The following is a 25,425-nucleotide window of genomic DNA, read 5'->3' on the forward strand; positions in this document are numbered from 1 at the left end:
GAGTCTGGGCCGTGTCTCAGTCCCAGTGTGGCCGATCACCCTCTCAGGTCGGCTACGCATCGTCGCCTTGGTAGGCCGTTACCCTACCAACTAGCTAATGCGCCGCAGGCCCATCCGTAAGCCACAGGTTACCCCGTGTTTCATGATCTCCTCATGCGAGAAAACCAGCTATCCGGTCTTAGCTATCGTTTCCGATAGTTATCCCGATCTTACAGGCAGGTTGCCTACGTGTTACTCACCCGTCCGCCGCTAACCATCCCCGAAGGAACAGTCCGCTCGACTTGCATGTATTAGGCACGCCGCCAGCGTTCGTCCTGAGCCAGGATCAAACTCTCCATTAAAGTACGACCGGCGCCGAAGCACCTTCCGTTATAATAGAGCTTGTCTTAAGCTCAAAATTCAATGCTAGCGAGAATTTGCATTCTCTATTTAACACTCACTCGTTGTTCAGTTTTCAAAGGACAATTTATCTCGTCACCATTTTAGCGGCGACTTTTATAATATAACACATTCACCTAGTCGATTGCAAGCTTTTTTTATTTTCCGTATTCAATCGCCTGTTTTCAACCACCGCCTCAAAAGCGGCAAGAAGTAATATATCAAAAAGCGACATAAAATGCAAATGTTTTTTCAAACTTTTTTTGCTGCAAGTTATCATTCCAAAAAAACGAATCGCTTATCCGTAACTATAGCGCATCTTGCTAAAAAAAAGCGCATAATTCCCCTGTAAAGGAACTATGCGCTCTAAAGGCATCTCCTGTTACTCCCCTTGACGCTCGCGCATCAGAGGGAACAGCAGCACGTCGCGAATGGACGGCGAGTTCGTAAGCAGCATGACCAAACGGTCGACCCCGATGCCGAGACCGCCTGTAGGAGGCATTCCGTACTCCAGCGCGCGGATGAAGTCTTCATCCATTTCATGCGCTTCGTCATTGCCCTGCTCACGCTCCACAAGCTGCGCTTCGAAACGCTCCCGCTGGTCGATAGGATCGTTCAGCTCGGTAAAGGCATTGGCATGCTCGCGCGCGACGATAAACAGCTCGAACCGGTCCGTAAACCGCGGGTCCTGCTCATTTTTCTTGGCAAGCGGCGAAATAGCCACCGGATGGCCATAAACAAACGTAGGTTGAATGAGAGTCTCCTCAACGAACGTCTCAAAAAACTGGTTGACGATATGACCGAACGTCATCATCGGCTCTACCGGAACATTATGCTCTTTGGCGAGCCTATGCGCTTCCTCGTCCGACATTTGAACGCTGAAGTCGACGCCGACCACTTCTTTGATTGCATCGACCATCGATACGCGTCTCCATTGCGGTGTCAGATCAACCTCATGGCCTTGATACTCTATTTTGGTCGTTCCGAGCACGTCTTGAGCGATATGAGCGATCATTTCTTCCGTCAGCTTCATGATATCTTTGTAATCGGCATAAGCTTCGTACAACTCGATCATGGTGAACTCAGGGTTATGACGCGTAGAAATCCCTTCATTCCGGTATACGCGGCCGATTTCATATACTTTTTCCATACCGCCGACAATCAGACGTTTCAAATGCAGCTCGATAGCTATGCGCATATACAACTGCATGTCCAAAGCATTATGGTGGGTAATGAACGGACGGGCGGCAGCTCCCCCGGCAACGGCGTGCAGCGTAGGCGTCTCCACCTCCAAATAACCGCGGGAATCGAGGTAACGGCGCATCGACTGAATGATTTTGGAGCGCTGGATGAAGGTTCCCTGAACTTCCTGGTTCATAATCAAGTCAACATAGCGCTGGCGGTAACGAAGCTCCACATCTTTCAGTCCGTGATATTTATCAGGCAGCGGCAAAAGCGATTTGGACAACACTTCGACGTTAACCGCCTTAATAGAAAGCTCGCCCGTTTTCGTTTTGAAAACTACGCCGCTGACGCCGATAATATCACCGATATCCAGCAGATCGAACGCTTTGTATTTATCCGGTTCGATGGAATCGGCGCGCACATAAATTTGGATTTTCCCGGTGATGTCCTGTACGTGCGCAAAGCCCGCTTTTCCCATGCTGCGCTTTTGCATAATACGTCCGGCAATGCTGACTTCCGCGTTGATGACATCCAGTTCTTCCTTGGTTTGATTCTCATATGCTTCAAAGATTTCGCCCGCATGATGGGTAACATCATATTTTTGACCGAACGGATCAATGCCTAGACTGCGCAGCTCGTCCAATTTATTGCGGCGGATTTGCAGCAATTCGTTAATTTCTTGTTCAACTGTCATGCCTTTTTCCCAACTCCTTATTTCGAATGCTTTCTATAAGTTAAAAAAGCTTCCAAAGGAAGCTTCTATCGACGGTTCTTGATTGGCGCTTACGTAAACCAACATTTATTTCTTAATATCGATAATTTCATACTGGATTACGCCCGCAGGAACGTTAACGTCAACAATAGAACCTTTGTTTTTGCCCAAAATGGCTTTCCCTACAGGGCTTTCGTTGGAAATCTTATTCTGGAACGGATCGGATTCCGCCGTACCTACGATATTATACTCCACGATGTCGCCGAATTCCATATCTTTCAGCGTCACGATGGAACCTACGCTCACCGTATCGGTGTTCACTTCGTCGTTGCTGATAATCCGCGCATTGCGCAGCATTTTCTCAAGCGTTATGATTCGGCCTTCTGTGAACGCCTGCTCGTTCTTGGCATCTTCATACTCGGAGTTTTCGCTAATATCGCCATAACCGATCGCTACTTTGATGCGCTCAGCCACTTCGCGGCGTTTAACCGATTTCAGATGCTCCAGCTCTTCCTCAAGCTTCTTTAAACCTTCCTGCGTCAGGATGACTTCTTTTTCACTCATTGCAACGATCTCCTGTCATGTGAAAGATTTTCATATTTCGAGCTCATTCCGCCGACTATGAATTCACTTATAAATAATATATTAACGATCGAGATCATGATGACTGATCTGCCTTGGTAAACGACTATTGACTGATTATATTGCAACCCCATTCAAATGTCAATCTGATCCAAATGCCCTTCTCCGGCCGATTAATGCACCTGAACCGGCGCCTCTTCGGCGTCGCCCGCATGGCCTTTATCGTCCAGCGAGGCAACGAACTCTTCAAGCACTTGCGCCATCGCATCCCGTTTCGTCTGCTCCATAATGACGTCCTTTACGCGCGCCGCTCCGGGCAAACCTTTCAAATACCAGGCCAAATGCTTGCGCATTTCCTTCACGGCCACATGCTCGCCCTTCAAGGCAACAAGCCGATCCATATGAAGCAGCGCAATCTTGATCTTCTCCTGTCCCGTCGGCTCCGGAGGAAGCTCGCCTTTGGTCAGGTATTGAATCGTCCGGTACAGCATCCACGGATTGCCGAGCGCCGCGCGTCCGATCATTACGCCGTCCACGCCCGTCTGATCTAGCATCCGCTTCGCGTCCTCGGGACTGAATACGTCTCCGTTGCCGATGACCGGAATGGACACCGAATCTTTAACTTCTTTAATAATGTCCCAATTGGCATGTCCCGTATACATTTGGACGCGGGTCCGGCCGTGTACGGATACTGCCGAGCCGCCGCCGTTCTCGACGGCTTTTGCATTTTGCACCGCGTATATATGATCATCGTCCCAGCCGATCCGCATCTTTACCGTAACCGGCTTGCTGACGGACTTCACGACGGTGGAGATCATTTGTTCGATCTTGGGCGGGTCCAGCAGCCAGCGCGCCCCGGCGTCGCATTTGGTGATTTTGGGAACGGGACAGCCCATATTGATATCGATAATATCGGCGTTCGTATGTTTATCCACATGCTTAGCCGCCTCAACCAGGGATTCCGTGTCCCCTCCGAAAATTTGCAGGCTTAGCGGCTTCTCCCGCTCATCGACGTAGAGCATCTCCATCGTTCTGTGATTGCCGTGCAAAATCGCCTTATCGCTGACCATCTCCGCACAAACCAGTCCGCATCCGAATTCTTTGGCGATCAGCCGAAAGGCCGGGTTGCACACTCCCGCCATCGGCGCAAGAACGACTTGGTTCGGTGCTTCTATATTTCCTATTTTTAACATATGAATATCCTCCTCTCTTATACGGTTATTTAGCCGCTGGCAGCAGTTCATCGGGATCGATGCCCAGAACCTCGGAAATTTTGCGAATCATTTTAGGGTCCGGTCTGCGCGTTCCTCGCTCGATCGCCCCCAAGATGGCGATAGATACGTCCAATTGATCCGCCAACTGATTTTGCGTGAAGCCCTTTAGTTTGCGAAAAGCGCGAATGCGCTGCGCTATTGCATTTTTTTCCATAAAATAACGCCTTCCTTTCCTTCCAGCTTCTCTAGATGATCTGCCAGCTCGGCAGCCTGCTGAAAGCGGCGCAATTGCATTACCTCGACGAGCGGCACCAACACAAACGCGCGTTCCAGCATTCGGGGATGAGGAAGGATCAGCTTGGGGTCGTCCTGCCTCACGTCTTCGTACAGCAGCATATCCAAATCAACCGTTCTCGGTCCCCAGCGCACATCGCGCTGCCTCCCCAGAGTCCGTTCGATTCCCATCATAACATCAAGCAGCGCTTCCGGCGTCAATGTCGTATCAACCTCGGCGGCCATATTCAAAAAGGAATCCTGGTCCACATATCCGACAGGCTCCGTCTCATAAATACTGGAACAAGCGATCACACGGATTTCTTCATGATCATCCAATTGATCGATAGCGTCCAACAAATAACGCTCGCGGTCTCCCATGTTGGAGCCGAGCGCAATATAAGCGTAAAACGAAGGCTGTGAGCCCATGAACTTATGCCCGCTTTCTATGAATTTCCACCGCTACGCCGTCGAAGAACATCGCAACCGGAGGATGCGGCTTCAACACGCGTACGGTAACTGCATTTATACTAGTATAAGTTTGCAGAAGCATAAGTGCAACCCGCTCGGCTAACGCCTCGATCAGCTTGAATATTTTGCCTTCGGCGATGGTTTTGATTCTCTCGTACACCTCGGCGTAATTCACCGTGTCCTCCAGCTGATCGGTGCGCCCCGGACGATCCAGCGGAAGATGCAGCTCGACATCGATCCGGTAGCGCGCTCCGAGCTTATTCTCTTCGGGAAACGCGCCGTGATAGCCGTAAAACTGCATGCCGTTCATTGTAATTTTATCCAACTGCTTCTCCTCCAGTTCAGTTCTTTGTCAAGACATGTCTATTTATTTATGACGGATGACCGTATCGGTCATACAAGCTACCCGTTTCATCGCCTTGACGTCATGGACCCGCATAATTCGGCAGCCCTGCATAATTCCCATCGTAACGGTCGCCGCCGTACCTTCGAGCACGTCATGCGTCGGCAGCTGAAGCGCCGTACGGATCATACTTTTACGGGAAGTTCCGAGCAGCACGGGATAACCGAGCGCGGCAATTCGATGCAGCTCGTTCATTAACTGCAGGTTTTGCTCATAGGACTTGGCGAAACCGATGCCGGGATCGAGAATGATCTGGCGGTCGCGGATTCCCGCTTCATGGGCCAGCTTCACGCTGTCTTGAAGATCGCGAATGACATCGCGGATAAAATCGTCGTAAACCGCCTGCGTCCGGTTATGCATAATGACGATGGGACAGCCGTACTCCGCAGCCAGCTTGCCCATGGCAGGATCTTTTTTCAAGCCCCATATATCGTTCAAAATATGCGCTCCCGCTTCCAGCGCCTGCCGCGCCACTTCGGCTTTGTACGTGTCGATGGAGAGAGGGACGCCGATTCCGGCCTCGATCAGCGCCCGAACCGTAGGGACGACCCGCTGCAGTTCCTCCTCCAATGTGACGACAGCCGCTCCCGGCCTGGTCGATTCGCCTCCGATATCAATGACGGAAGCCCCCTCGGCGGCCATTTCTTCGGCTCTCCGCACCGCGGCTTCCGTCCGATTGAATTTTCCACCGTCGGAAAAGGAATCGGGCGTTACGTTCAAAATGCCCATGATCACGGTCTCGCTATGCACATCCAAGGGGATGCCCCGGCAATCCAGCGGTTGTACAGCTGCTGTGTCAGCCATTACCTATCACCTTCATTTCCAATTTCTGCGCGGCTGCGATACCGCCCCATCAGCTTGCGGGTCCATTCCCCGGCTTGCCCGCCGCTGATGGAAAGCTCTGTCCCCTGAAAATCGTACAACGTCGTCACAGGAACGATCTCCTGGATCGAGTTCGTCACGAACGCTTCGTCGGCCTGCACAAGCTCCGGCCAGCGGTAGAGCCCTTCCTCTACGGGCAAATCCAATTCTGCCGCCAGCCGCAATACGAACGCTCTCGTAATTCCGGGGAGAATGCCCGTATCCAGCGACGGGGTAAAGAGACGGCCGGCTCGGATGAAAAACAAATTGCTCACGATGCCTTCCGCCAAATAGCCTCTCGCGTCAAGCTGCAATCCCTCGGCGCCCGCGGACCGGGCGTTTTGCCGCAGCTCCCGTTTGGCCAAAATATTGTTCATATAATGTAGGGATTTGAACCTCACGGACCCTTCCGGCGTATTCCGGGCCGTTTCGAGCAGTTGAAGCGGCTTGCCGCGCCGGTACAGATCCTCGTTTCTCTCCGGAAGCTCCTTCACGTAAACGATGACATGAGGCGATTGATAATCGCCGGAGGGAAGCCCTAGCGCGTCTTCTCCGGCCGTAACCGTAAAGCGGATGTACGCATTCTCCAGGCCGTTCGATTCCAGCAGCCGCCGAATCAAGTCCTCCCATTCCCCTGGGCGCGGGCTATAGTCTATCCCTAATTGTCTGCAGCCCGCCAGAAGCCGCTCCTGATGATCGCCGAGCAGGAAGGGGTGCCCCTTGTAAGTGCGCAGCGTTTCGAACAAGCCCATACCGTAAAGAAAACCGTGGTCGTATACCGACACCACGGCCTCCTGCTCAGCTATTATGCTTCCGTTCACATAGATGTTCACGCCTGCTTCACTGCCGTTTCGTTCAGGAAGTTGCGCAGAATCGTTAAGCCATGGTCCGTAATGATGGATTCCGGGTGAAATTGAACGCCTTCGATTGCATATTCCTTATGACGCAGTCCCATGATTTCCCCTTCGGACGTTTCGGCGCTGATCTCCAGACAGTCCGGCAGCGTCTCTCTTTTGACAATCAGGGAATGGTAGCGCGTTGCCGTAAACGGCGACGGCAGCCCTTTGAACAACGTCTTGCCGTCATGGTAGATCGGCGACGTCTTGCCGTGCATAAGCCGCTCCGCGCGAATGACTTCGCCGCCAAACGCTTGTCCGATGGACTGGTGTCCGAGACATACGCCGAGAATCGGAATCCGGCCTTTAAAATGCTCGATCAGCGCCAGGCTGATCCCCGCTTCGTTCGGCGTGCAAGGTCCCGGCGAGATAAGGATATGGTCTGGCTTCAGCGCTTCGATGCCCGCCAGATCGATTTCGTCGTTGCGGCGCACTTCCACTTGCTCCCCCAGCTCGCCCAAATATTGCACCAAATTATAGGTGAAGGAATCGTAGTTATCAATGACAAGGATCACAGCTCATGCCCCCTATACTAAAGTTTGATCGTTCCGCTCGCTATATTGGATCGCCTTCCACATCGCTTTCGCCTTGTTGATCGATTCGATGTACTCCTTCTCGGGAATCGAATCAATGACGATGCCGGCGCCGGCCTGTACGTAACCGATACCGCCCGCGGCGACAAGCGTGCGGATAATAATATTGAATTCCATATCTCCGTTGTAATCAATCCATCCGATCGATCCTGTGTAAGGCCCGCGGCGCACCGGCTCCAGTTCCTCGATAATTTCCATCGTGCGGATTTTGGGCGCTCCGGTTATCGTTCCTCCCGGGAACGTCGCGGCGATCACATCGTACGCCTGTTTTCCCGCGGCAAGCTGGCCTTCCACCTGGGAAACGATATGCATCACATGGGAATAATACTCGATCACCATAAAATCTTTTACGTTAACGGTACCATAAGCAGCTATTCTGCCCAAATCGTTCCGTTCCAAATCAACGAGCATAATATGCTCGGCCCGTTCCTTCTCGTGATGAATCAGCTCGTCGGCCAGCCGCCGGTCCTCCTCGGCGTCGCGTCCTCTCGGACGGGTGCCCGCGATCGGCCGCGTACGCATTGTCCGCTCCTCCAGTTGAACGAGCAGCTCCGGCGAGCCGGATACTAATTGAAAGTCTTCATAGCGCAGCATGCCCATGTACGGAGACGGATTCACGACGCGCAGCCATTCGTAGATCGACTCCGGCGATTGGGACAGCGGCTTGTGCTGCCTTACGGACAAGTTCACCTGAAAGACGTCCCCGGCTCCGATGTAACGTTGAATCCGCTCGACCGCCTTGATATAAGCCTCTTTCGGAAAGTCGGCCCGGATGTCTTCTATGCTTTCCACGTCGATCTGCAGCCGATCCTGTTCGATCTGCTCCAGCATGGATTGCCGCCGCTGCCGATGAAGTCCGGAATCATTGACTGCGGCGATCCGGTCCCACTGCAGCTTCATGCGCCGCGCCTGTTCCTCGGCTTCCTGATACCGTTCCGGCAGCCCGAGCTGTTCTTGGCCAATCACAGTGTGAACCGCAATATAGAGCATCCGTTCTTTATGGTCGATAATCCACACTTTGTCGAACCGGGCAAAAGCGTAATCCGGCACCGGCAAATCGTCGGCAGCCTGCTCCGGAAGCTTCTCAATGGTGCGGATGACATCATAGCTCCAGAACCCGACGCAGCCGCCGAGAAATTTCGGCAAGCCTTGTCCCCGCACGGCCGGCGAACGGTACGGCTCCATCCATCGCTTAACCATGTCCAGCGGCCGCCCGCTTTCCTGAGTCTCCGTTCCATTTTCGTGCCGAATGACCGCCCGCTGCGCATCCCCGCGGATTGCTGAGGACGGATGAAGCCCGAGAAACGTGTAGCGGCCGCCCTTGCCGCTTTCCAGCACGAAGGAACCGGGCGACGCCTGTTCCCAAGCCGCTTCCCAGCTAACGCACCGGTCGTCCTCTAACGGGTAGCTCTGCACGTAGGGAAGCACGGTATAACGGTCCGCCCATTGCTGCCATTGATCATAGGTTATTAGCGTCACGGACGCCCCCCCTTGTCGGCATTTTCATAAGTTAGGACTAAGTATACTTGATATTGATCATGAAAAAAAGCCCCTCAACGAATGAAGGGCTCGCTTATCCGGATTAGTCTTCAAACTGATACAGAGGCGTGCTGAGGTATCTTTCGCCGTTACTAGGAACGATAGCGACTACGCGCTTGCCTGCTCCCAGCTCCTTGGCGACTTGAAGCGCCGCGAAAATCGCTGCGCCGGAGGAGATGCCTCCGAGAATGCCCTCTTCCTTCGCCACGCGGCGGGATGTTTCGAAAGCGTCGTCGTTCTCTACCGCAATAACGCCTTCGTAGATGTTCGTATTCAGAATATCAGGCACGAAACCTGCGCCGATCCCTTGGATTTTGTGCGGGCCGGGTTTGCCTCCGGACAATACCGGCGAAGCGCTAGGCTCGACCGCATAAATTTTGATGTTCGGGAAGTTCTCCTTCAGCACGCTGCCGGCGCCCGTAATCGTTCCGCCCGTTCCGATCCCTGCAATGAAAGCGTCCAGCTTGCCGTCATGCGAATTGATCGCTTCTACGATCTCAGGCCCGGTTGTTTCGCGGTGAATTTTCACGTTCGCTTGGTTCTTAAACTGCTGCGGCATGAAGTATGTCGGATTCTCGGCAAGAAGCTCTTCGGCGCGCTTGATAGCGCCTTTCATCCCTTCTGCTCCAGGTGTCAGTACAAGCTGAGCGCCGTAAGCGCGCAGCAGGTTCCGGCGTTCCATACTCATCGTCTCAGGCATCACGAGGATGGCTTTGTAGCCTTTAGCTGCCGCTACCATTGCAAGGCCGATACCCGTATTGCCGCTTGTCGGCTCGATGATCGTATCGCCCGGCTTCAGCTTGCCTTCTTGCTCAGCCACTTCAACCATACTAATGGCGATACGGTCCTTTACGCTTGCGCCGGGATTTTGATACTCCAGCTTAACATACACTTCAGCGCTGCCTTCCGGCACGACGCGGTTCAGCTTCACCAACGGGGTACCACCGATTAATTGTGTAATGTTTTGAACTAATTTAGCCATCCAGACGTTCCTCCTAAAATAGGATATAGTATGATATCCGAGTAATTTGGTAGGTATTATACTAATATCTTATCAACCGAACCATAGGTTGTCAATATGAATTTATGGACGGGTTTACCAAATCGGGGTTTCGCTTCAAAGCTTAGAACGTAATGTTAACCTTCCATTTTTCACGCAGCTTCTGGACGACGTCATTGATCGGAGGCGCCGCGCGCAGCGCAAGCTCCTTACGCACGGATTCCATCAGCGCTTCCTTGCTCATCTGCGGATCTTCCTTCCGGTCCTTCAATTTCAAAATATAGAGATGACCGTTCCAATCGACGGGCTTGCTGACTTCTCCCACCTTAAGCTGTTTGACCGCCTTCAGCAGCGGAGCCGCGACGAACGGATCGTCTTCCTCTACCCATCCCAGATCACCGCCGTTATCCCGGGTCGCATCGTCAAGCGAACGATTTTGGGCAACTTGACCGAAGTCAATGCCTTTGCTTATATCCGCCGACGCTTTAGCCGCCTGATCTTTGCCGCTGACGACGATTTGTTGAATGCGCAGCTGAACCGCCGTTTTAAATTCGTCGGGATGCGCTTTGATGTAAGCTTCTACTTGCTCATCGGAGACAATAATATCTTTGGTCACAATTTTTTCCTGAAGCAGCTTGTCGTAAATGTCGGTTTTCAATGCCTCCGGGGACAAACCCAGCTGCACTTTCATCGATTCGTAAAATTGTTCTTCGCTGTCATAGCCTTGCTGCATACGCTTCAGTTCTTTTTGGATTTCGCTATCCTCCACAAACATGCCTAACGCTTTGCCTTCCAAGCGAATGACTTCATGATCCACCATCTGGTTCAACAATTCCCGGCCGTGCTTTTGCAGCAGCTGCTGCTCCAATTCCTTGCTGGTAATGGTCTTGTCTCCGATCGTTGCGATGACTTTTACTGCTTGATTCTGCTTCGTCTGATCCGGGCTCATGTCGACATGTCGTTGGTTGAAAAAATCGGTAGACAATACGGAGGAAAGGATGACAACGGCAATCAGCAATACCGCGATGGCTCCCCACAATACCTTTATGTTTCGCATTCCTAATCCCCTCGTATGGTCACTCACACTTTATTTTTTTCGTCCTACTCAATATATCGTCAAGTTACAGCTGGTTGATTATGGTTTTTAAATCTTCTTCTCTAAAAACATACTGCTCATTGCAGAAATGACATACAATCTCGACTTTGCCGTCCTCTTCAAGCATTTGCTGCAGCTCGTCGCGCCCTAAGGAAATCAGCGTCTGTTCAACGCGGTCCTTGGAGCACTTACAGCGAAATTGAACGTCCATCTCCCCCAGCACTTCAACGTCGGGAACGACGCATTGAAGAATTTGCTCAAGATCGAGCCCTTTCTCCAGCAGCACGCTGACCGGCTCCACCCGGGAAAGCAGCAACTCAATGAGCGAAATCTCGTCATCCCTAAGTCCAGGAAGCAGCTGGATAATGAACCCTCCCGCCGCGGTTACGGTATGATCGACGCCGACAAGGACTCCCAGCCCAACGGCAGAAGGCGTCTGCTCGGATCTGGCAAAATAATAAGTAAAATCTTCGGCAAGCTCTCCGGAAATGAGCGGTATGCTGCCGCGGTAAGGCTCCTTCAAGCCCAAATCCTTGATCACGTTGATAAAGCCTTCGACGCCGACGGCGCCGGCGACATCCAGTTTCCCTTCCCCGTTCAAAGGAAGATCCACCGACGGATCGCTCACATAGCCCCGTACTTCTCCCTTCGCGTTGGCGTCGGCGACAATTTGTCCGATCGGGCCGCCGCCCTTAACAAGGATCGTCAGCTTCTCTTCGCCTTTCAGCATAGCTCCCATCATCAAGCCTGCGGTAACCGTTCTGCCCAAAGCGGCGGTCGTCGTCGGCGTCATTTGGTGACGCTTGCTGATCTCGTCCACAATGCCGGTGGAGCATACGGCAAAAGCCCTTACTTTCCCCCCCATTGCAGTAGCTCTAATCAAATAATCACGCATCGGAATATCCTCTCTATGGCTGTATTATCCATTCTATTGATTTCGTTCGTAAATCATCTGCAAGCCTTGGAGCGTCAGCAGAGGATTCACCGTTTCAATCGTACGCGATTCGCTGGCGATAAGCTCCGCCAATTCCCCGGTAGCCACTACTTTGGCTTTCGGATGGTTTTCCTCGCGAATGCGTCCGACGATGCCGTCGACCTGACCGGCAAAGCCGTAAATTATCCCCGCTTGCATCGAAGCGACCGTGTTGCGGCCGATTACATGTTTGGGTTTAACCAGCTCGATCCTGGGCAGCTTCGCCGCGCGTTGATACAACGCTTCCGTCGAGATGGCGATACCCGGAGCGACCGCACCTCCAATGTATTGGCCGGATTCGTCGATGTAATCGAAGGTGGTCGCCGTCCCGAAATCGACGACTATACACGGCGCCCCGTACAGCTCAATCGCCGCAACGGCGTTGACGATACGGTCAGCACCGACCTCGCGCGGGTTTTCATAGCGGACATTAAGGCCCGTTTTGATGCCGGGTCCGACGATTAGCGGCGTTTTCTTCAAATATTTTGAACATAATTGCTCCAGAACAAACATAAGCGGAGGCACGACGGAGGAAATAATAATTCCCTCTACCTGTTCAAGCTCAATCCCCGCATGGCCGAACAAATTGTAAATCATCATCCCGTACTCATCGGTCGTGCTGGAACGGTTGGTGCTGAGGCGCCAGTGGTGCAGCAGCTGTTTCCCTTCATAAAGGCCTAGTACGATGTTGGTGTTACCCACATCTACTACCAGAATCACGACGCTCCCCCCTTCCGCGCATTAAGATCCAGGCTGATGTCCAAAGCTTGCACCGAATATGTCAAACGACCGACCGAGATGACGTCAACCCCCGTTGAGGCAATGGCATGGATCGTATCCAGGCTGACAGAGCCCGATGCCTCTACAAGAATATGCGGAGCCTGCGATTTCATGCGCACAACCGCTTCGCTCATTTGCGCCGGGCTCATATTGTCCAGCATAATGATATCCGGCTGCGCCGCCAGCGCTTCTTCCAGCTGCGCCATATTCTCCACTTCGACTTCAATCTTCATCGTATGGGGAATTTGAGCGCGGGCGCCGCGAATGGCCTCGGCAATTCCCCCGGCTCCTTTAATATGATTATCCTTGATCATGACGGCGTCGTACAAGCCGAAGCGGTGGTTATGGCCTCCTCCCACCCGTACGGCGTACTTCTCCAGCAAGCGGTGTCCGGGAGTCGTTTTCCTTGTATCGACCAGCCGCGTCGGTAGCCCTTCCAGAGCATCGACGAACTGTCTGGTACGTGTAGCGATGCCCGACATCCGCTGCATCAGATTGAGCGCGAGCCGTTCTCCCAGCAAAATGCTGCGGGTGCTTCCGGACACTTCGGCCAATACGGTTCCGTAGGCCGCCTGCTCCCCTTCCCGCACTTTGGCCTCGAAGACGAGATTGCTGTCGATAAGCGAGAACACCGCTTCCGCAACAGGCAGACCGGCAATAACCCCGCTATCCTTCAAGTGGATGATCCCTTTGGACTGCTGATCGGCCGGCACGGTCGTCATGGTGGTCACATCTCCCATGCCGATATCCTCTTCCAGCCACAACTTCAGGTTTTTTCTTACTGTTTCCATCTGCAGCTCATACATCGTCTACGCGTCCCTCCGTAATCCCGTCTTCGCGGCTAAAGACGGTATGTTTTCTCCACAAGAGATCATCCTTCTCGGGAAAATCCTCCCGATAGTGTCCCCCCCGGCTTTCTTCTCTAATCAAGGCCGCTTCCGTAGTCAACAGGGCGCAGGTAAGAAGATTGGCGAATTCGAAATCTTCGCGTTTGGTCAAGCAGGAGTCAAAAATCGCCAGCTGCCGTTTCAGTTCTCCGTAGCCTTTCTCCAAACCTGCAGCGGATCGCTTCAATCCGACATAACGCAGCATAATCTTTTGCAGCTTCAGTTTCTTCTCCACCATCGGCTGTTTGACATGCCCCGTTCGCGATGATGCCGCCGATACGGACGGATTGCGATCGAGCGGAGGCAACTGATGGATGCGCTCCATAATCCGTCTGCCGAATACGATCGCCTCCGAAAGCGAGTTGCTGGCCAAGCGATTGGCGCCATGAACCCCGGTAGAGGACACTTCGCCGCAGGCAAACAGGCGGCCCACCCGTGTTTCTCCGTCCAAATTCGTCTTGACGCCGCCCATCATATAATGGGCTGCGGGGGCGACAGGAATCCAGTCGGACGACAAATCGAGCCCGTAATTCAAGCAAAATTCGTAAATCGTCGGAAACCGATGTTTGACCGTTTCTTCCGACTCATGCGTAAAATCTATGTAGACGAAAGTCGACTTCGTTAGTTCCATCTCATTGACGATTGCCCGGGCGACAATATCTCTCGGAGCCAGCTCCAGCTGAGGATCGTATTTCTCCATAAAGCGCTCTCCGTTAATATTGCGCAGTATTGCGCCTTCACCGCGGACCGCCTCCGACACAAGGAATCTGGGAGCTCCCGGATAGCAAAGCGCGGTAGGATGAAACTGAATGAACTCCACGTCTTGAACGAGGGCGCCGGCGCGGTAGGCAATCGCTATGCCGTCCCCGGTAGCGATATCGGGGTTAGTCGTATAGCGGTACAGTTGACCGGCCCCTCCGGTACACAGAATGGTTGCCTTGGCCCTGACGATAACCCGCTGGCCGTCTGGCTTCTGAACAAGCGCGCCGAAGCACTCTCCCCCGTCGGTAATCAAATCGATAACAAAATGATCGTCCCAAAGGTCAATGTTCGGGTCCTGCTTCGTCTTCTCCGACAAAGCGCGAACGATTTCCGCGCCGGTAGCGTCTCCGTGCGCATGCAGAATGCGGCGCTGGCTGTGCGCGCCTTCCTTGGTCAAGGCAAATTCCCCGTTCTCCAGATCGAACTGGGTTCCCATGCGGATCAGATCTTGAACACCGGCCGGCCCTTCATGCACCAGCACGTCAACGGCCGACGGCGAGCATAGCCCGGCGCCGGCAATTAGCGTATCTTGGCTGTGGTATGCCGGGGAATCCTCGTCCGAAATGACGGCCGCTATGCCTCCCTGCGCATAACGAGTGTTGCTGTCGAGCAGCGATTTCTTGGTTACCATCAGTACTTTATACTGTTCGCTTGCTTTAATGGAGGTGAACAGACCGGCAATTCCGGCCCCGATCACCATCACATCGGTATGCACCTGCGGCAGCTCGTCCAAATTAAAATCAACTAAATAACGAGGAATCATTAGAAACGCTCTCCTTCTTCAACCGATATTCGACTGCCCGCGAGGTTGTTCAACAAGAGAGTAGCGCATGCTACTTCACTTGTAGCATGCGCTCCAGGGATGCTCTAGCTTGATCTGCGACATGAGGCGGAACGTAAATTTGCGGCTGCATCGTTTCGAGACAGCGTGCAACCTTTTTCAGATTGTTGACTTTCATGTTTGGACATACCAAATATTTCGTAGCGAAATGAAACTGTTTGTTCGGACTGTCGAGCCGCAGCTGGTAGCCGGTTCCGTCTTCGGTCCCTACGATAAATTCCTGGCAGTCGGATTCCTTGCAGTATTTGATGATTGCGGTCGTGCTGCCGACGAAATCGCCCAGCTTGACAACCTCAGGACGGCACTCGGGATGAACGACGAACTGTGCATTCGGATATTGCGCCCGCATTTCTTCTACATCTTTGACGGTCAACATGTCGTGAGTGTTACAGTACCCTTCCCAAATAATGACCTTTTTATCGGTATGCTTGGAAACGTAATCACCGAGGTTTTTATCGGGCACCCAAATAATCTCGTCGGAATCGATGGCATTGATTACTTTGACCGCATTGGCGGAAGTACAGCAAATGTCGGTCTCCGATTTGACATCGGCGGACGTGTTAATGTAAGCGACTACTTTGGCATTCGGGTGCTGCTTCTTCAGAGCGCGAAGTCCGTCTACATTGACCATATCCGCCATAGGACAGCCCGCACGTTCGTCGGGAATGAGCACGGTTTTGTTCGGAGCCAAAATTTTGGCGCTCTCTCCCATAAAGTGAACTCCGCAAAATACGATTACTTCGGCATCCGTAGACGCCGCCTTTTGCGCCAGCAGAAACGAGTCGCCGCGGAAATCGGCAATTTCCTGAATTTCATCCCTCTGATAATAATGCGCAAGAATAATGGCGTTGCGTTCCTTCTTCAACTGAGCGATACGTTCCTTCAGCTCACGCTTCTGCTCCTCTTTACGCTCCAAGGCTAAAGCCTCCATCGTCGTACCTTCCTTCCCCATACCCCTTTTTGTGTGCTATGAAGTCGTGAAAATGTTCACATATTGTTTAAAAGATTTACAACTAATTTACACAACATCCCGAGTGGTGTCAATGCTCAAAAAACTACAAAATGGCTGAAAAAATGATGCCCAACGCAGTGTATTTCCCGAGCGTGGTCTCTTGGGACCAGTTTCTCGTATAACGCCTCATTTATCCGCCGCCGCGCAACCCGGAGCCGACTTACAAATGAGAAAAAAACCGGGTGCATCTCATATGCACGCCGGTTTCGTTATTAAGATTCTTTCTTATCGTCGTTGTTATCTTCTGCCGATGGCTTATCGAACTCCAGCTTGTTGGCGTCCGCCGTTTGCTGCTGCCCGACGATATTTACCTTCACGTCGGAGCTTCCGGATTGATCCAGCTTGCCCGTTTCGATGAGCTGCTTGATTTCATCCTTCTCAAGCGTTTCTTTCTCCAGCAGCGTTTCGGCAATCAGGCGAACCTGATCCGAATACTTCTCAAGAGTTTCCTTCGCTTTAGCGTAGCAGCCGCGAATGATCGTCTGCATTTCCTGATCGATTTCGTATGCGATGGCGTCAGAGTAGTTCTGCTCATGCCCGAAGTCGCGACCAAGGAATACTTGACCTTGCACATTGCCGAACTGCATCGGTCCGAGCTTGTCGCTCATTCCGTATTCCATAATCATCTTGCGAACGATGCCGGTAGCGCGTTGGAAGTCGCTGTAAGCGCCCGTGCCGATCTCACCGATGAACAGCTCCTCGGATACGCGTCCGCCCAGCAATCCGGTTACTTTATCGAGCAGCTCGTTCTTGGTGTTCATCATCCGGTCTTCGCCTTCCTTAGGGAGCATCATGACGTATCCGCCTGCGCGGCCCCTAGGGATGATCGTAACCTTATGCACCATATCGGCATTTTCCAAATAGTAACCGATGATCGTGTGACCCGCTTCATGGAACGCAACCATGCGTTTCTCACGTTCGCTGATCACGCGGCCTTTCTTCTGCGTACCGACGATGACGCGGTCAAACGCCTCGTCGAGCTCTTCCATCGAAATATCTTTGCGGTTGCGGCGGGCTGCGATCAGCGCCGCTTCGTTCAGCAGGTTCTCCAGGTCGGCGCCCGTAAAGCCTGTCGTATACCGCGCCAGCACGTCCAGCTTCACATCTTTGTTCAAAGGCTTGTTGCGGGCATGTACCTTAAGCACCGCTTCACGGCCCTTCACATCCGGACGATCCACCGTAATTTGACGGTCAAAACGTCCCGGACGCAGCAGCGCAGGGTCCAAAATGTCGGGGCGGTTCGTTGCCGCGACAATAATAATCCCTTCGTTCGCGCCAAATCCATCCATCTCCACGAGGAGCTGGTTGAGCGTCTGCTCGCGCTCGTCATGCCCGCCGCCCAATCCGGCGCCGCGCTGACGGCCTACGGCATCGATCTCGTCTATAAAAATGATGCAAGGTGCGTTTTTCTTAGCATTTTCGAACAAGTCGCGTACGCGGGATGCGCCGACACCGACGAACATCTCCACGAAGTCGGAACCGCTGATGCTGAAGAACGGTACGCCCGCTTCGCCTGCGACGGCTCTTGCCAGCAAGGTTTTACCCGTTCCCGGAGGTCCGTTAAGCAGAACCCCTTTGGGAATTCTTGCGCCTACGGCAGCAAACTTGCGCGGATCTTTCAAAAATTCGACCACTTCCACAAGCTCTTGCTTTTCCTCATCTGCCCCCGCTACATCTTCAAACGTCACGCGCTTCTTCTCTTCATTATAGAGTCTCGCGCGGCTTTTACCGAAATTCATCACCTTACCGCCGCCACCCTGCGCCTGATTTAACAGGAAGAAGAACAGGATGAAAATAATGACAAACGGAATAATGGAGGTAAGGAAACTGATCCAAACGTTGTCCCCTTCCATTTTTTCAATGACGATGTTAGGCACTTCGCTCTTTTCGATCATCGTGACGGTTTCTTGGTCGTAAGGCGCGCGGGTTTCGAAATTTTTCTTATCCGGCGGCTGCGGATTTTTGTATTTACCGCGAACCAAGTATGTCTGACCGTCATATCTCAAGCTGACCGAGTCCACATTCTTTTCAACTAAGGCCTGTCGGAGCTTATCGTAGCTTATTACGTCTTTCTGGTCATTCTGTGTGCTGATAAAATGAACGATACCGACAGTGACCAAAAAAATGAGCAAATAAAAGCCTGTATTACGAATAATTCGATTCATCCCCTACCTCCTCTCAAAAACGGCAACTTTGTATATTGTACCACAGCAAGTCTTGGCATCACAAGAAATGCTAGTGGGAGTACACTTCAGGCTTCAGTATGCCCACATAAGGTAAATTGCGGTACTTCTCCGCATAATCCAAGCCGTATCCGACGACGAACGCGTCCGGAATGACGAATCCTTTATAGTCTGCATCCAAATCTACAGTTCTACGCCCCGGCTTATCGAATAATGCCGCCACCGTTATGGAAAGCGCGTTACGCCGCTCCAGCACGTCGATCAAATAGCTTAAGGTCAGTCCGCTGTCGATGATATCTTCGACAATGATGATGTCCCGGCCTTCAACGGGAACGTCCAGATCCTTAATAATTTTGACGACGCCCGACGATTTGGTCGATTGGCCATAACTGGAAACCGCCATAAAATCGATTTCGAGCGGAACGGTGATTTGCTTGACCAAATCCGCCATAAAAATAAACGCACCCTTTAGTACACAAATGACCAGCGGATTGCGTCCCTCGAAATCGCGGCTAATTAATTGGCCCATCTCCTTTACTTTGTCCTGAATTTGCTGCTCGCTGTACAGTGTTTCTTGAATGTCGTTTTGCAAGAGAGAACCTCCTACTTGGAATAAATGATCTGTAATGCTTATCTTAACACGGAGGAAGCGTCAGCCTCCGGCGTGCAAAGTCTCATATAAACGGCCGCCTGCGTTGCGGCGCTTACCAAGGCGTGCGATGATCTGCGGACGCCCGGCAGCCAAACGACCCGCCCGCGGTCGTCGGCGACGACAGGAATCTGCGTCCTGCGGCTCGGCGGAATTTTAGCGTCAATGAAAATATCTTTTACTTTTTTGGAGCCGTTTAATCCGAATAATGTCATTCGATCTCCGTCCGCCCGGCTGCGCACCGTTAGCGGAAACGTCAATTGCCCGGCATCAAACCACGCCGCATCGCGGCCGTCTGCCGGCAAGGCCTTCATCGCGGCGGCTGCCGCATCGCCTTCAAACCAGGCGCACTCGATAACCGCCCCGGTTTCCGTTATCGTCAAGCGGCGTTCATTTCGCTGCAGAACGTACCGATACGGGATCGGCGGTACAAATAAAGTATGTAGCTTGATCCGATCATATTCCCTCGTCAGAACGAGGCTTTGACCTATGTCGATATGAAGATTGGACGGTTCCGGTCTCAGTATCGCATCTCTCATTTGCTCGAGCTTCAGGAAATCCATGGAATCCGCATCAAAGGAAAGATAATTTAATATTAGTTTAATCAACCGCCTTTGTAAAGCAACATGTACCCCGGCGAACCAATTTCTTGACCATTCTGCGAAATCGCTTTCCGCAGCCACACATTGTTCAAATAAAGCCGCCGCCTGACGCTCCACAAAATCGTTCTCCGCAGCCATCATGACCGATAGCCGGCCAAGCGCCTGCGGCAGCTGCTCATTGTAACGCTGCAGCATAGGCAAAAGCTCCAGCCGGATCTCGTTGCGGGTATACTTGGTGCTTTCGTTGCTGCTGTCGATGCAGTATCTGATCCCTTCTTCACGGCAATAGTCGAGCAGCTCTGATTTATATATACGAAGCAGCGGCCGAACAAGTTCCACATTCCGTTCCGTCCGTCTGACGGGAATTCCCGACAGTCCCGCAGGGCCGGTTCCCCGCAGCAGCCGCATCAGCATCGTCTCGGCCTGGTCATCCGCATGATGCGCGAGAACGATGCGTTCCGCTCCGCTTTTCGCGGCCGTTTGCTGCAGAAAGCCGTAGCGGAGCTCCCTGGCGGCGGCTTGCGCGTTTTGGCCGGTCTCGCGAATGTAACCTGGGGCATCAAAGCGCCCGACCTCGCACGCCAGCCCAAGCCGCGCGGCTTCCTCTTCGACCATCGCCGCTTCCAACGCCGATTCCTCGACCCGGAAACCGTGATTGACGTGAGCTACGACAAGCCTCCAGTCCCACCTCTTCGACAGCGCAAAAAGGACATGCAGCAGCGCCATGGAATCGGGCCCTCCCGATACCGCAACTACCATCTTGTCCCCGCGCCGGAGCAGCCGCTCCGCTTGTATTTCCTTCTCTACCTTCGATACGAGATTCATCGTCCGTTAATCCTTTCAATGGAGCCTGCAAAAACATGTCAAGAAGCCGGCCAATACAGGTATACCGTTAATCCGAACAGCAGCAGCGAAGCGGCAAAGCAAATTTTAAGCCAGGCGCCGCCGATAGAGCTAACGATTTTGGCCGGTTTGGGATAGCCCCCTTTGCGCCAGTCCGCCAGCGCCTCCTTCGAGGTGGCGTATTGGCCGAGCAGCGCTTTGCGCAGCACGGGAGCCGCGTGGCTTAACGCACGGTTCGCTTGGAGCATCTCCAGCAGCATATCCACGCTGCGGTTTTGCGGAATTACCTTCTTGATTCCCGCCAGCCGCCGCCCCGTATCCGTACTGCTGATGAGCAGGACGGCAAAGGCGAACAGATCGTAAGCCTCGTCGGCGGAACGGCTCCCCGCTCCCCAAAATCCGCGGTCGTACACCTCGGTAAACTGCTTGACCGCCCTTCCCTTCGGCGTGACGCCGCCAAAATCGATCAGCTCGACGTCCCCGTATCCGGAAACGATCACATTCTCCATCTTAATATCGCTGAAAATATAACCCTCGCCGTGCAGCTCGACCAGTTTGCGGAGCAGATTCAGCCCAATCAGGTAAATCCAATCGCGGCCGTTTTGCTTCATAAAGTCCGCCATGGACTGCCCCTTCATATAGGGCATGATGTAGAACGGAAAATCTTGCCCTTCGCAATGAAAATCGTCCACATCCAGCAAATAATTGCGGTACGATGTGCCGGATTTGGACAAAGTCTTGAGCGCATTGACCTCAGACTGATGGTCGACGGCGTCGAACCCGGTTTTGAGCGCGTACGACAACTTCCCCCGCTTCACGAGATATACTTGCCCATTGGCTCCGGCACCGAGCAAACGCTCAATCTTGTACTGCCGATGATTCCATTTGCCTTGCACGATTGTGCCTGAAGACACGTGCCGCTCAAACGACGTAGTCACTCAGCATCCCATCCTTGCCCTTATGCGGGCGCTCTTGTTCATCCGCATACGCCGTGGCGTTCCACGGACCGCCGGAAGATTCCTCCTCCGATACGCCGGCCATAAACTGAATGACCTTCAGCAGGGCAGGACCCGTAGGCGTCGTACCCTTCATGTTTAATTTATAAAACAAACGGTTCAGATTTGCAAGGTCACGCGTCCAGCTAAGATCCATCTCGACGGCTTCATCGCCGGAAACGGAGGCGGGAAAATGGAATACGGCCATCTCGCTGTCGCCCGTTCTGGCCTGGATGCTCAGCTGCAAATCATAGATCGATTCCTTGACCGCCTGCATCTTCGGCTTCATGCTGGCGCTGGCGTCGATAAGGAGCGCAACGCGCAGCGCAGCGGTTTCCGACAAATCGTCCATGACCCGCACGACCTGCGACCGCTGCTCGGGCGGCAGGCTCTCGATCTTGGAATCGCCCAGAATATGCTGCAGCTCTTTGCCGACAACCTGCTGGATCGTCTGAACGACCGTCTTGCGAGTCATCATCTGCACGGTTTGCGACAGCTCCGTTGTGTTCACGATCCGGCTCATGCCGCCTCCGGCTTCGGCAATCTCGTTGATCTCGGCGATTCCGTGTTCCCCGATCTCGCTGGAATCGATCAATCCGATGACGTTGACGACAATCCCTTCCGATTTGGCATGCGCAGCCGCAATAACCGGGCTGACCCCGACGTTGGAGCACCCGTCCGTAATTAAGATGATTTGATTCATACTATCCGTTCCTCCTCTATGAGCATAGTAAACCTTACATATAGTTTTCCCTTTTTGCGAGAATCCTAAACTTGGCCGATGCTAGAGGAACGTCCCAAAGAACAAATCCCCCAAAAGCCATCCATGCCGCCGACGCGGCACCACAGACAATGGAAATGGGGTACCAAGAGTAATTTCCAGGGTAGTGACGTGATGCTCTGAAGCTTATTCCGTCCGTATCCAGCCTCAGCTGGATCGGCGTCTAACCATTCCTCCGGGATCGTTCTATGGGTAGACATTACTTTCGGGGGAGCCCCCGGATATCCACAGGAATTTGCTGCGCATCATTTCCTAAACAACAAAAAAAGCACCCCCTCCCTGACCGGGAGAAAGCGCTGAATCCCTCGATTTCAAATAATGTTGGACAAAATTCCGTCAACTGACCGTCTTCGGCCGCTCGATCCGCTCCAGCCCGGGCCAGCGGAAGGTCGCCCATTCCGGCTGGTATTTCTCCACCCGAGCGACGACCACCGTCATATCGTCGTAAATATGCCCGTGATGATACCTGACGACCCGCTCCAGCAGAACGTCGGCAAACTCCTGAGGATGTTCCGTATGAATCTCCGAAATAACGCGTTTCATCCACATCTCCTTATTCACCGCATGGCCCGGCGCATCGTAAATGCCGTCGGTCATCATGATTAAAATATCGCCGGGCTTCAGCGGCAGGCTGACCAGATCTACATCAATGTCGCTGACGATCCCGACCGGCAAATTGTTCGCCGTAATCGGGAATACTTCGCTGCCGCGCTTAATAAAGCTCGGTGTCGATCCGATCTTGAGGAACGTCGTATTCGCATTATACAGATCGATGAGCGCCACATCGACGGTGGCGTACATCTCGTCGGACGAGCGGAGCATCAGCACCGAATTGACCGACTTGATCGCCAGCTTCTCATCCATGCCCGATTGCAGCAGCTGCTGCAAAATATCCAGAGCGGTGCTGCTCTCCGCGCGGGCTCTTTCGCCGTTGCCCATCCCGTCGCTGAGCGCCACGGCAAATTTGCCGTTGCCGAGCTCCACGGTGCTGAAGCTGTCTCCCGACAGCAGGTCGCCGTTCTTGGCCGCTCCGGCGATGCCGGTTTCCACCTCGTATTCCTTGGCCGATCCGAAGACGACCGTGCTGTATCCTTCCTTCCTCTCAAGCGCCTGCTCGTTTTTGACGGCGATATGCTCGCCGACGATCTCAGACAAGAGCGGCGCGATAATTTTGCGGCATTCATCAAATCCTTTCGTATATTGATGGATGATTTCGATTTCCACATTCCCCTCGTCCAGGCTGATGATATCGATGCTGTGGATCGATAATCCGAGCTCCTCCAGCGCACTGCGAATTTGCTCTTCCTGCATGAAGAGCTCCTGCCCCTCCCGCTTGATTTCCTTGGCCAAGTCCTCCATGACCTGGGACACGCCCGACAATTGCTCGGCAACCAGCTGGCGGCTGTCGATAATTTGTTTTTTCCAGCGCTGGTCGTTTTTGTACAGGCTGTACTGCTGCTTCATCACCTCCAGCACATGCTCCGGTTTGGTGCAATGCTTCTTCCATTGGGGCAGTATATGCTTGCGCGACATATTGTCCCTGAGCTCCACCTCCGTCATCATATCGGTCATATACTTGTAGGTCTGATAAAATTTGTCGTCCCAGCATTGTTTACGCTTCCAGCAGCCGGAGCAGGACCGCTCCGCTACCGAATTCATAAAGTGGCCTACCTCTTCCTCCTTTTGCATAGGCTGTGCGTCCGCCGTAATCTGCCTGAAGCTGCGCGACAGCTGGCGAAACACTTCGGAAAATTGCTCCACCCTGCTTGCCGTCACGTCCCTCACCCTTTTCGCATAATCATGCTGGGATTTGAGATTCTCCTGCGTCCCCGGCACATACTTGGCCAGCATTTGCACGACGGCCCGCGGGGTCAGCACGAACAGCAGGACGGCGGCGGCCGACTCCCAGGTCGAGCCTATCACCTCCGATTGAGTTCCTATATATATGGAAAGGATAGAGGAACCGAGCAGCATCCCGAGCGATACCGCCAGCTTGTTCCCTTCCTTAAGCAGGCCGGCCAGCAGACCGGCAAAGGCGAGAAGACTCATCTGATAGATGGCGTTGGAATTCGCCAGACTGAGAATCAGGCCCGTGATGACGCCGACGGAAGCCCCCAGCGGTGCTCCGCCCACGAGAGCGAACAGCAGGATCAAATATCGGGAGAGAACATGCTCGACCGTTACCGGCCCGGCCATCCAGCCCACGGTTCCCGTCATAACGGACGCCAGCAAAATGATGAGGCAGATAACCTCCTCGTGCTTCAAATGATAGTTTTTACGGGTAAGAGTAAATACAGGGATCGCCTGTAAGAAGATGTGGGTTAAAATAAGGCTGAGCATCGACTCCACCCCGGTCATCATGAGCGTATACCACGTCATTTCCGTACTGACGAGATAAGAGAAAAGCTGCACCAGGAACGTCGCGGCGAATACGATGATGGGCGCATACGATATGTCGGAGCGTTGGAACCGTTCGACCCCCTTTTGGATAAGGAGGAAGACGAGCATCTCCACCGCAATATAACCGGCGTGCTGCGGAGCCGCGGAGAAGAGGCTGCCTGCGAGCAAAAAAGCGCCTGTCCAAAAAAGCAGCTCCCTGCGCAAATAATACATGACGGCAAAGTAGGCTACGGCGAACGGGGCAAGCTGGTCGAGGATCATCGCCCTGCCTAAAAGAAATGCCATAAACAACAATAGAATCGACCATTTCTTGGCTACTACCGATTGAACCAAACGATTTTGTACGACCAGGCTTGCGATACGGTTTTTTCCTGATTGGATAAAACGGGTCCACACGATTCCGGCTTGATTGGCATTTAATTTTCTTTGCATATATTCATCACACCACCCATATACTATTTGTGTTCTCTAGTATAGAGGCACTCTAGTATAAAGTTTGTCAGAATGAGTTGGT

General features: G+C 53.0%; 23 protein-coding genes and 1 rRNA gene. All 24 read right to left on the reverse strand.

What is annotated here, in order from left to right; genetic code table 11:
* Positions 1-341 (reverse strand): 16S ribosomal RNA (locus tag N0M98_RS23760); the annotation flags it as partial.
* A 419-nt stretch (positions 342-760) separates the two neighbouring features.
* On the reverse strand, positions 761-2,257 hold the full coding sequence (lysS, locus tag N0M98_RS23765) for a lysine--tRNA ligase (protein WP_249860653.1): 1,497 nt from the start codon (positions 2,255-2,257) through the stop codon (positions 761-763).
* A 105-nt stretch (positions 2,258-2,362) separates the two neighbouring features.
* On the reverse strand, positions 2,363-2,839 hold the full coding sequence (greA, locus tag N0M98_RS23770) for a transcription elongation factor GreA (protein WP_249860652.1): 477 nt from the start codon (positions 2,837-2,839) through the stop codon (positions 2,363-2,365).
* 191 nt (positions 2,840-3,030) lie between these two features.
* Positions 3,031-4,050, reverse strand: a complete 1,020-nt coding sequence (gene dusB / locus N0M98_RS23775) for a tRNA dihydrouridine synthase DusB (protein ID WP_249860651.1) — start codon at positions 4,048-4,050, stop codon at positions 3,031-3,033.
* Between the two features lie 25 nt (positions 4,051-4,075).
* The gene (locus N0M98_RS23780; RefSeq protein ID WP_249860650.1) at positions 4,076-4,285 is read right to left on the reverse strand and encodes a helix-turn-helix domain-containing protein; all 210 of its coding nucleotides are present in this window, start codon (positions 4,283-4,285) and stop codon (positions 4,076-4,078) included.
* Positions 4,267-4,773 carry a 2-amino-4-hydroxy-6-hydroxymethyldihydropteridine diphosphokinase gene (gene folK, locus N0M98_RS23785; protein ID WP_249860649.1) on the reverse strand — a complete coding sequence of 169 codons (507 nt, stop codon included), beginning with the start codon at positions 4,771-4,773 and terminating at the stop codon, positions 4,267-4,269. Before folK ends, N0M98_RS23780 begins: the two co-directional genes overlap by 19 nt.
* 4 nt (positions 4,774-4,777) lie before the next feature.
* Entirely contained in the window at positions 4,778-5,140 is a 363-nt protein-coding gene (folB, locus tag N0M98_RS23790) for a dihydroneopterin aldolase (RefSeq protein WP_259619395.1), read from the reverse strand.
* 42 nt (positions 5,141-5,182) lie between these two features.
* The gene (gene folP, locus N0M98_RS23795; protein ID WP_375295549.1) at positions 5,183-6,022 is read right to left on the reverse strand and encodes a dihydropteroate synthase; all 840 of its coding nucleotides are present in this window, start codon (positions 6,020-6,022) and stop codon (positions 5,183-5,185) included.
* On the reverse strand, positions 6,022-6,912 hold the full coding sequence (gene pabC, locus N0M98_RS23800) for an aminodeoxychorismate lyase (protein WP_259619396.1): 891 nt from the start codon (positions 6,910-6,912) through the stop codon (positions 6,022-6,024). The genes folP and pabC overlap by 1 nt, the downstream gene beginning before the upstream one ends.
* Positions 6,909-7,490: an aminodeoxychorismate/anthranilate synthase component II gene (gene pabA / locus N0M98_RS23805; protein ID WP_259619397.1), complete on the reverse strand. Its 582-nt coding sequence runs from the start codon at positions 7,488-7,490 to the stop codon at positions 6,909-6,911. Before pabA ends, pabC begins: the two co-directional genes overlap by 4 nt.
* A 12-nt stretch (positions 7,491-7,502) precedes the next feature.
* The gene (locus N0M98_RS23810; RefSeq protein ID WP_259619398.1) at positions 7,503-9,047 is read right to left on the reverse strand and encodes an anthranilate synthase component I family protein; all 1,545 of its coding nucleotides are present in this window, start codon (positions 9,045-9,047) and stop codon (positions 7,503-7,505) included.
* 103 nt (positions 9,048-9,150) lie between these two features.
* Positions 9,151-10,089, reverse strand: a complete 939-nt coding sequence (cysK, locus tag N0M98_RS23815) for a cysteine synthase A (RefSeq protein ID WP_249860644.1) — start codon at positions 10,087-10,089, stop codon at positions 9,151-9,153.
* Positions 10,090-10,231: 142 nt separating this feature from the next.
* Positions 10,232-11,164: a peptidyl-prolyl cis-trans isomerase gene (locus N0M98_RS23820; RefSeq protein WP_249860643.1), complete on the reverse strand. Its 933-nt coding sequence runs from the start codon at positions 11,162-11,164 to the stop codon at positions 10,232-10,234.
* A gap of 64 nt (positions 11,165-11,228) precedes the next feature.
* A complete protein-coding gene (gene hslO, locus N0M98_RS23825; RefSeq protein ID WP_259619399.1) occupies positions 11,229-12,098 on the reverse strand; it encodes an Hsp33 family molecular chaperone HslO in 870 nt (289 codons plus the stop codon).
* 33 nt (positions 12,099-12,131) lie between these two features.
* Positions 12,132-12,896: a type III pantothenate kinase gene (locus N0M98_RS23830; protein WP_249860641.1), complete on the reverse strand. Its 765-nt coding sequence runs from the start codon at positions 12,894-12,896 to the stop codon at positions 12,132-12,134.
* Entirely contained in the window at positions 12,893-13,762 is an 870-nt protein-coding gene (nadC, locus tag N0M98_RS23835; protein ID WP_249860640.1) for a carboxylating nicotinate-nucleotide diphosphorylase, read from the reverse strand. Before nadC ends, N0M98_RS23830 begins: the two co-directional genes overlap by 4 nt.
* Positions 13,755-15,368, reverse strand: a complete 1,614-nt coding sequence (gene nadB, locus N0M98_RS23840; protein WP_249860639.1) for an L-aspartate oxidase — start codon at positions 15,366-15,368, stop codon at positions 13,755-13,757. Before nadB ends, nadC begins: the two co-directional genes overlap by 8 nt.
* 70 nt (positions 15,369-15,438) lie before the next feature.
* Entirely contained in the window at positions 15,439-16,377 is a 939-nt protein-coding gene (gene nadA, locus N0M98_RS23845) for a quinolinate synthase NadA (RefSeq protein ID WP_249860638.1), read from the reverse strand.
* Between the two features lie 293 nt (positions 16,378-16,670).
* Entirely contained in the window at positions 16,671-18,623 is a 1,953-nt protein-coding gene (ftsH, locus tag N0M98_RS23850) for an ATP-dependent zinc metalloprotease FtsH (protein ID WP_249860637.1), read from the reverse strand.
* A gap of 70 nt (positions 18,624-18,693) precedes the next feature.
* Positions 18,694-19,233 carry a hypoxanthine phosphoribosyltransferase gene (gene hpt / locus N0M98_RS23855; protein WP_249860636.1) on the reverse strand — a complete coding sequence of 180 codons (540 nt, stop codon included), beginning with the start codon at positions 19,231-19,233 and terminating at the stop codon, positions 18,694-18,696.
* A 38-nt stretch (positions 19,234-19,271) separates the two neighbouring features.
* Complete coding sequence (gene tilS, locus N0M98_RS23860; protein ID WP_259619400.1) at positions 19,272-20,717, reverse strand: tRNA lysidine(34) synthetase TilS; 1,446 nt, start codon at positions 20,715-20,717, stop codon at positions 19,272-19,274.
* A gap of 38 nt (positions 20,718-20,755) precedes the next feature.
* Complete coding sequence (locus N0M98_RS23865) at positions 20,756-21,673, reverse strand: protein kinase domain-containing protein (protein ID WP_259619401.1); 918 nt, start codon at positions 21,671-21,673, stop codon at positions 20,756-20,758.
* The gene (locus N0M98_RS23870) at positions 21,657-22,433 is read right to left on the reverse strand and encodes a vWA domain-containing protein (protein ID WP_249860633.1); all 777 of its coding nucleotides are present in this window, start codon (positions 22,431-22,433) and stop codon (positions 21,657-21,659) included. The genes N0M98_RS23865 and N0M98_RS23870 overlap by 17 nt, the downstream gene beginning before the upstream one ends.
* Before the next feature lie 414 nt (positions 22,434-22,847).
* Positions 22,848-25,343 (reverse strand): stage II sporulation protein E, encoded by a 2,496-nt coding sequence (gene spoIIE, locus N0M98_RS23875; protein WP_259619402.1) that lies wholly within the window; start codon positions 25,341-25,343, stop codon positions 22,848-22,850.
* Between the last annotated feature and the right edge of the window lie 82 nt (positions 25,344-25,425).

Origin of the sequence: Paenibacillus doosanensis, from assembly GCF_025060755.1 — a bacterium.
Classification (GTDB): Bacteria; Bacillota; Bacilli; order Paenibacillales; family NBRC-103111; genus Paenibacillus_S; species Paenibacillus_S doosanensis.

What these genes read in the sequence shown, in the direction of transcription:
- spoIIE (WP_259619402.1), bottom strand. Translation starts at nt 25,343, where the DNA reads ATGCAAAGAAAATTAAATGCCAATCAAGCCGGAATCGTGTGGACCCGT.
- N0M98_RS23820 (WP_249860643.1), bottom strand. Translation starts at nt 11,164, where the DNA reads ATGCGAAACATAAAGGTATTGTGGGGAGCCATCGCGGTATTGCTGATT.
- folP (WP_375295549.1), bottom strand. Translation starts at nt 6,022, where the DNA reads ATGGCTGACACAGCAGCTGTACAACCGCTGGATTGCCGGGGCATCCCC.
- folK (WP_249860649.1), bottom strand. Translation starts at nt 4,773, where the DNA reads ATGGGCTCACAGCCTTCGTTTTACGCTTATATTGCGCTCGGCTCCAAC.
- N0M98_RS23870 (WP_249860633.1), bottom strand. Translation starts at nt 22,433, where the DNA reads ATGAATCAAATCATCTTAATTACGGACGGGTGCTCCAACGTCGGGGTC.
- nadA (WP_249860638.1), bottom strand. Translation starts at nt 16,377, where the DNA reads ATGGAGGCTTTAGCCTTGGAGCGTAAAGAGGAGCAGAAGCGTGAGCTG.
- hslO (WP_259619399.1), bottom strand. Translation starts at nt 12,098, where the DNA reads ATGCGTGATTATTTGATTAGAGCTACTGCAATGGGGGGGAAAGTAAGG.
- nadB (WP_249860639.1), bottom strand. Translation starts at nt 15,368, where the DNA reads ATGATTCCTCGTTATTTAGTTGATTTTAATTTGGACGAGCTGCCGCAG.
- tilS (WP_259619400.1), bottom strand. Translation starts at nt 20,717, where the DNA reads ATGAATCTCGTATCGAAGGTAGAGAAGGAAATACAAGCGGAGCGGCTG.
- dusB (WP_249860651.1), bottom strand. Translation starts at nt 4,050, where the DNA reads ATGTTAAAAATAGGAAATATAGAAGCACCGAACCAAGTCGTTCTTGCG.
- ftsH (WP_249860637.1), bottom strand. Translation starts at nt 18,623, where the DNA reads ATGAATCGAATTATTCGTAATACAGGCTTTTATTTGCTCATTTTTTTG.
- nadC (WP_249860640.1), bottom strand. Translation starts at nt 13,762, where the DNA reads ATGTATGAGCTGCAGATGGAAACAGTAAGAAAAAACCTGAAGTTGTGG.
- greA (WP_249860652.1), bottom strand. Translation starts at nt 2,839, where the DNA reads ATGAGTGAAAAAGAAGTCATCCTGACGCAGGAAGGTTTAAAGAAGCTT.
- N0M98_RS23780 (WP_249860650.1), bottom strand. Translation starts at nt 4,285, where the DNA reads ATGGAAAAAAATGCAATAGCGCAGCGCATTCGCGCTTTTCGCAAACTA.
- lysS (WP_249860653.1), bottom strand. Translation starts at nt 2,257, where the DNA reads ATGACAGTTGAACAAGAAATTAACGAATTGCTGCAAATCCGCCGCAAT.
- cysK (WP_249860644.1), bottom strand. Translation starts at nt 10,089, where the DNA reads ATGGCTAAATTAGTTCAAAACATTACACAATTAATCGGTGGTACCCCG.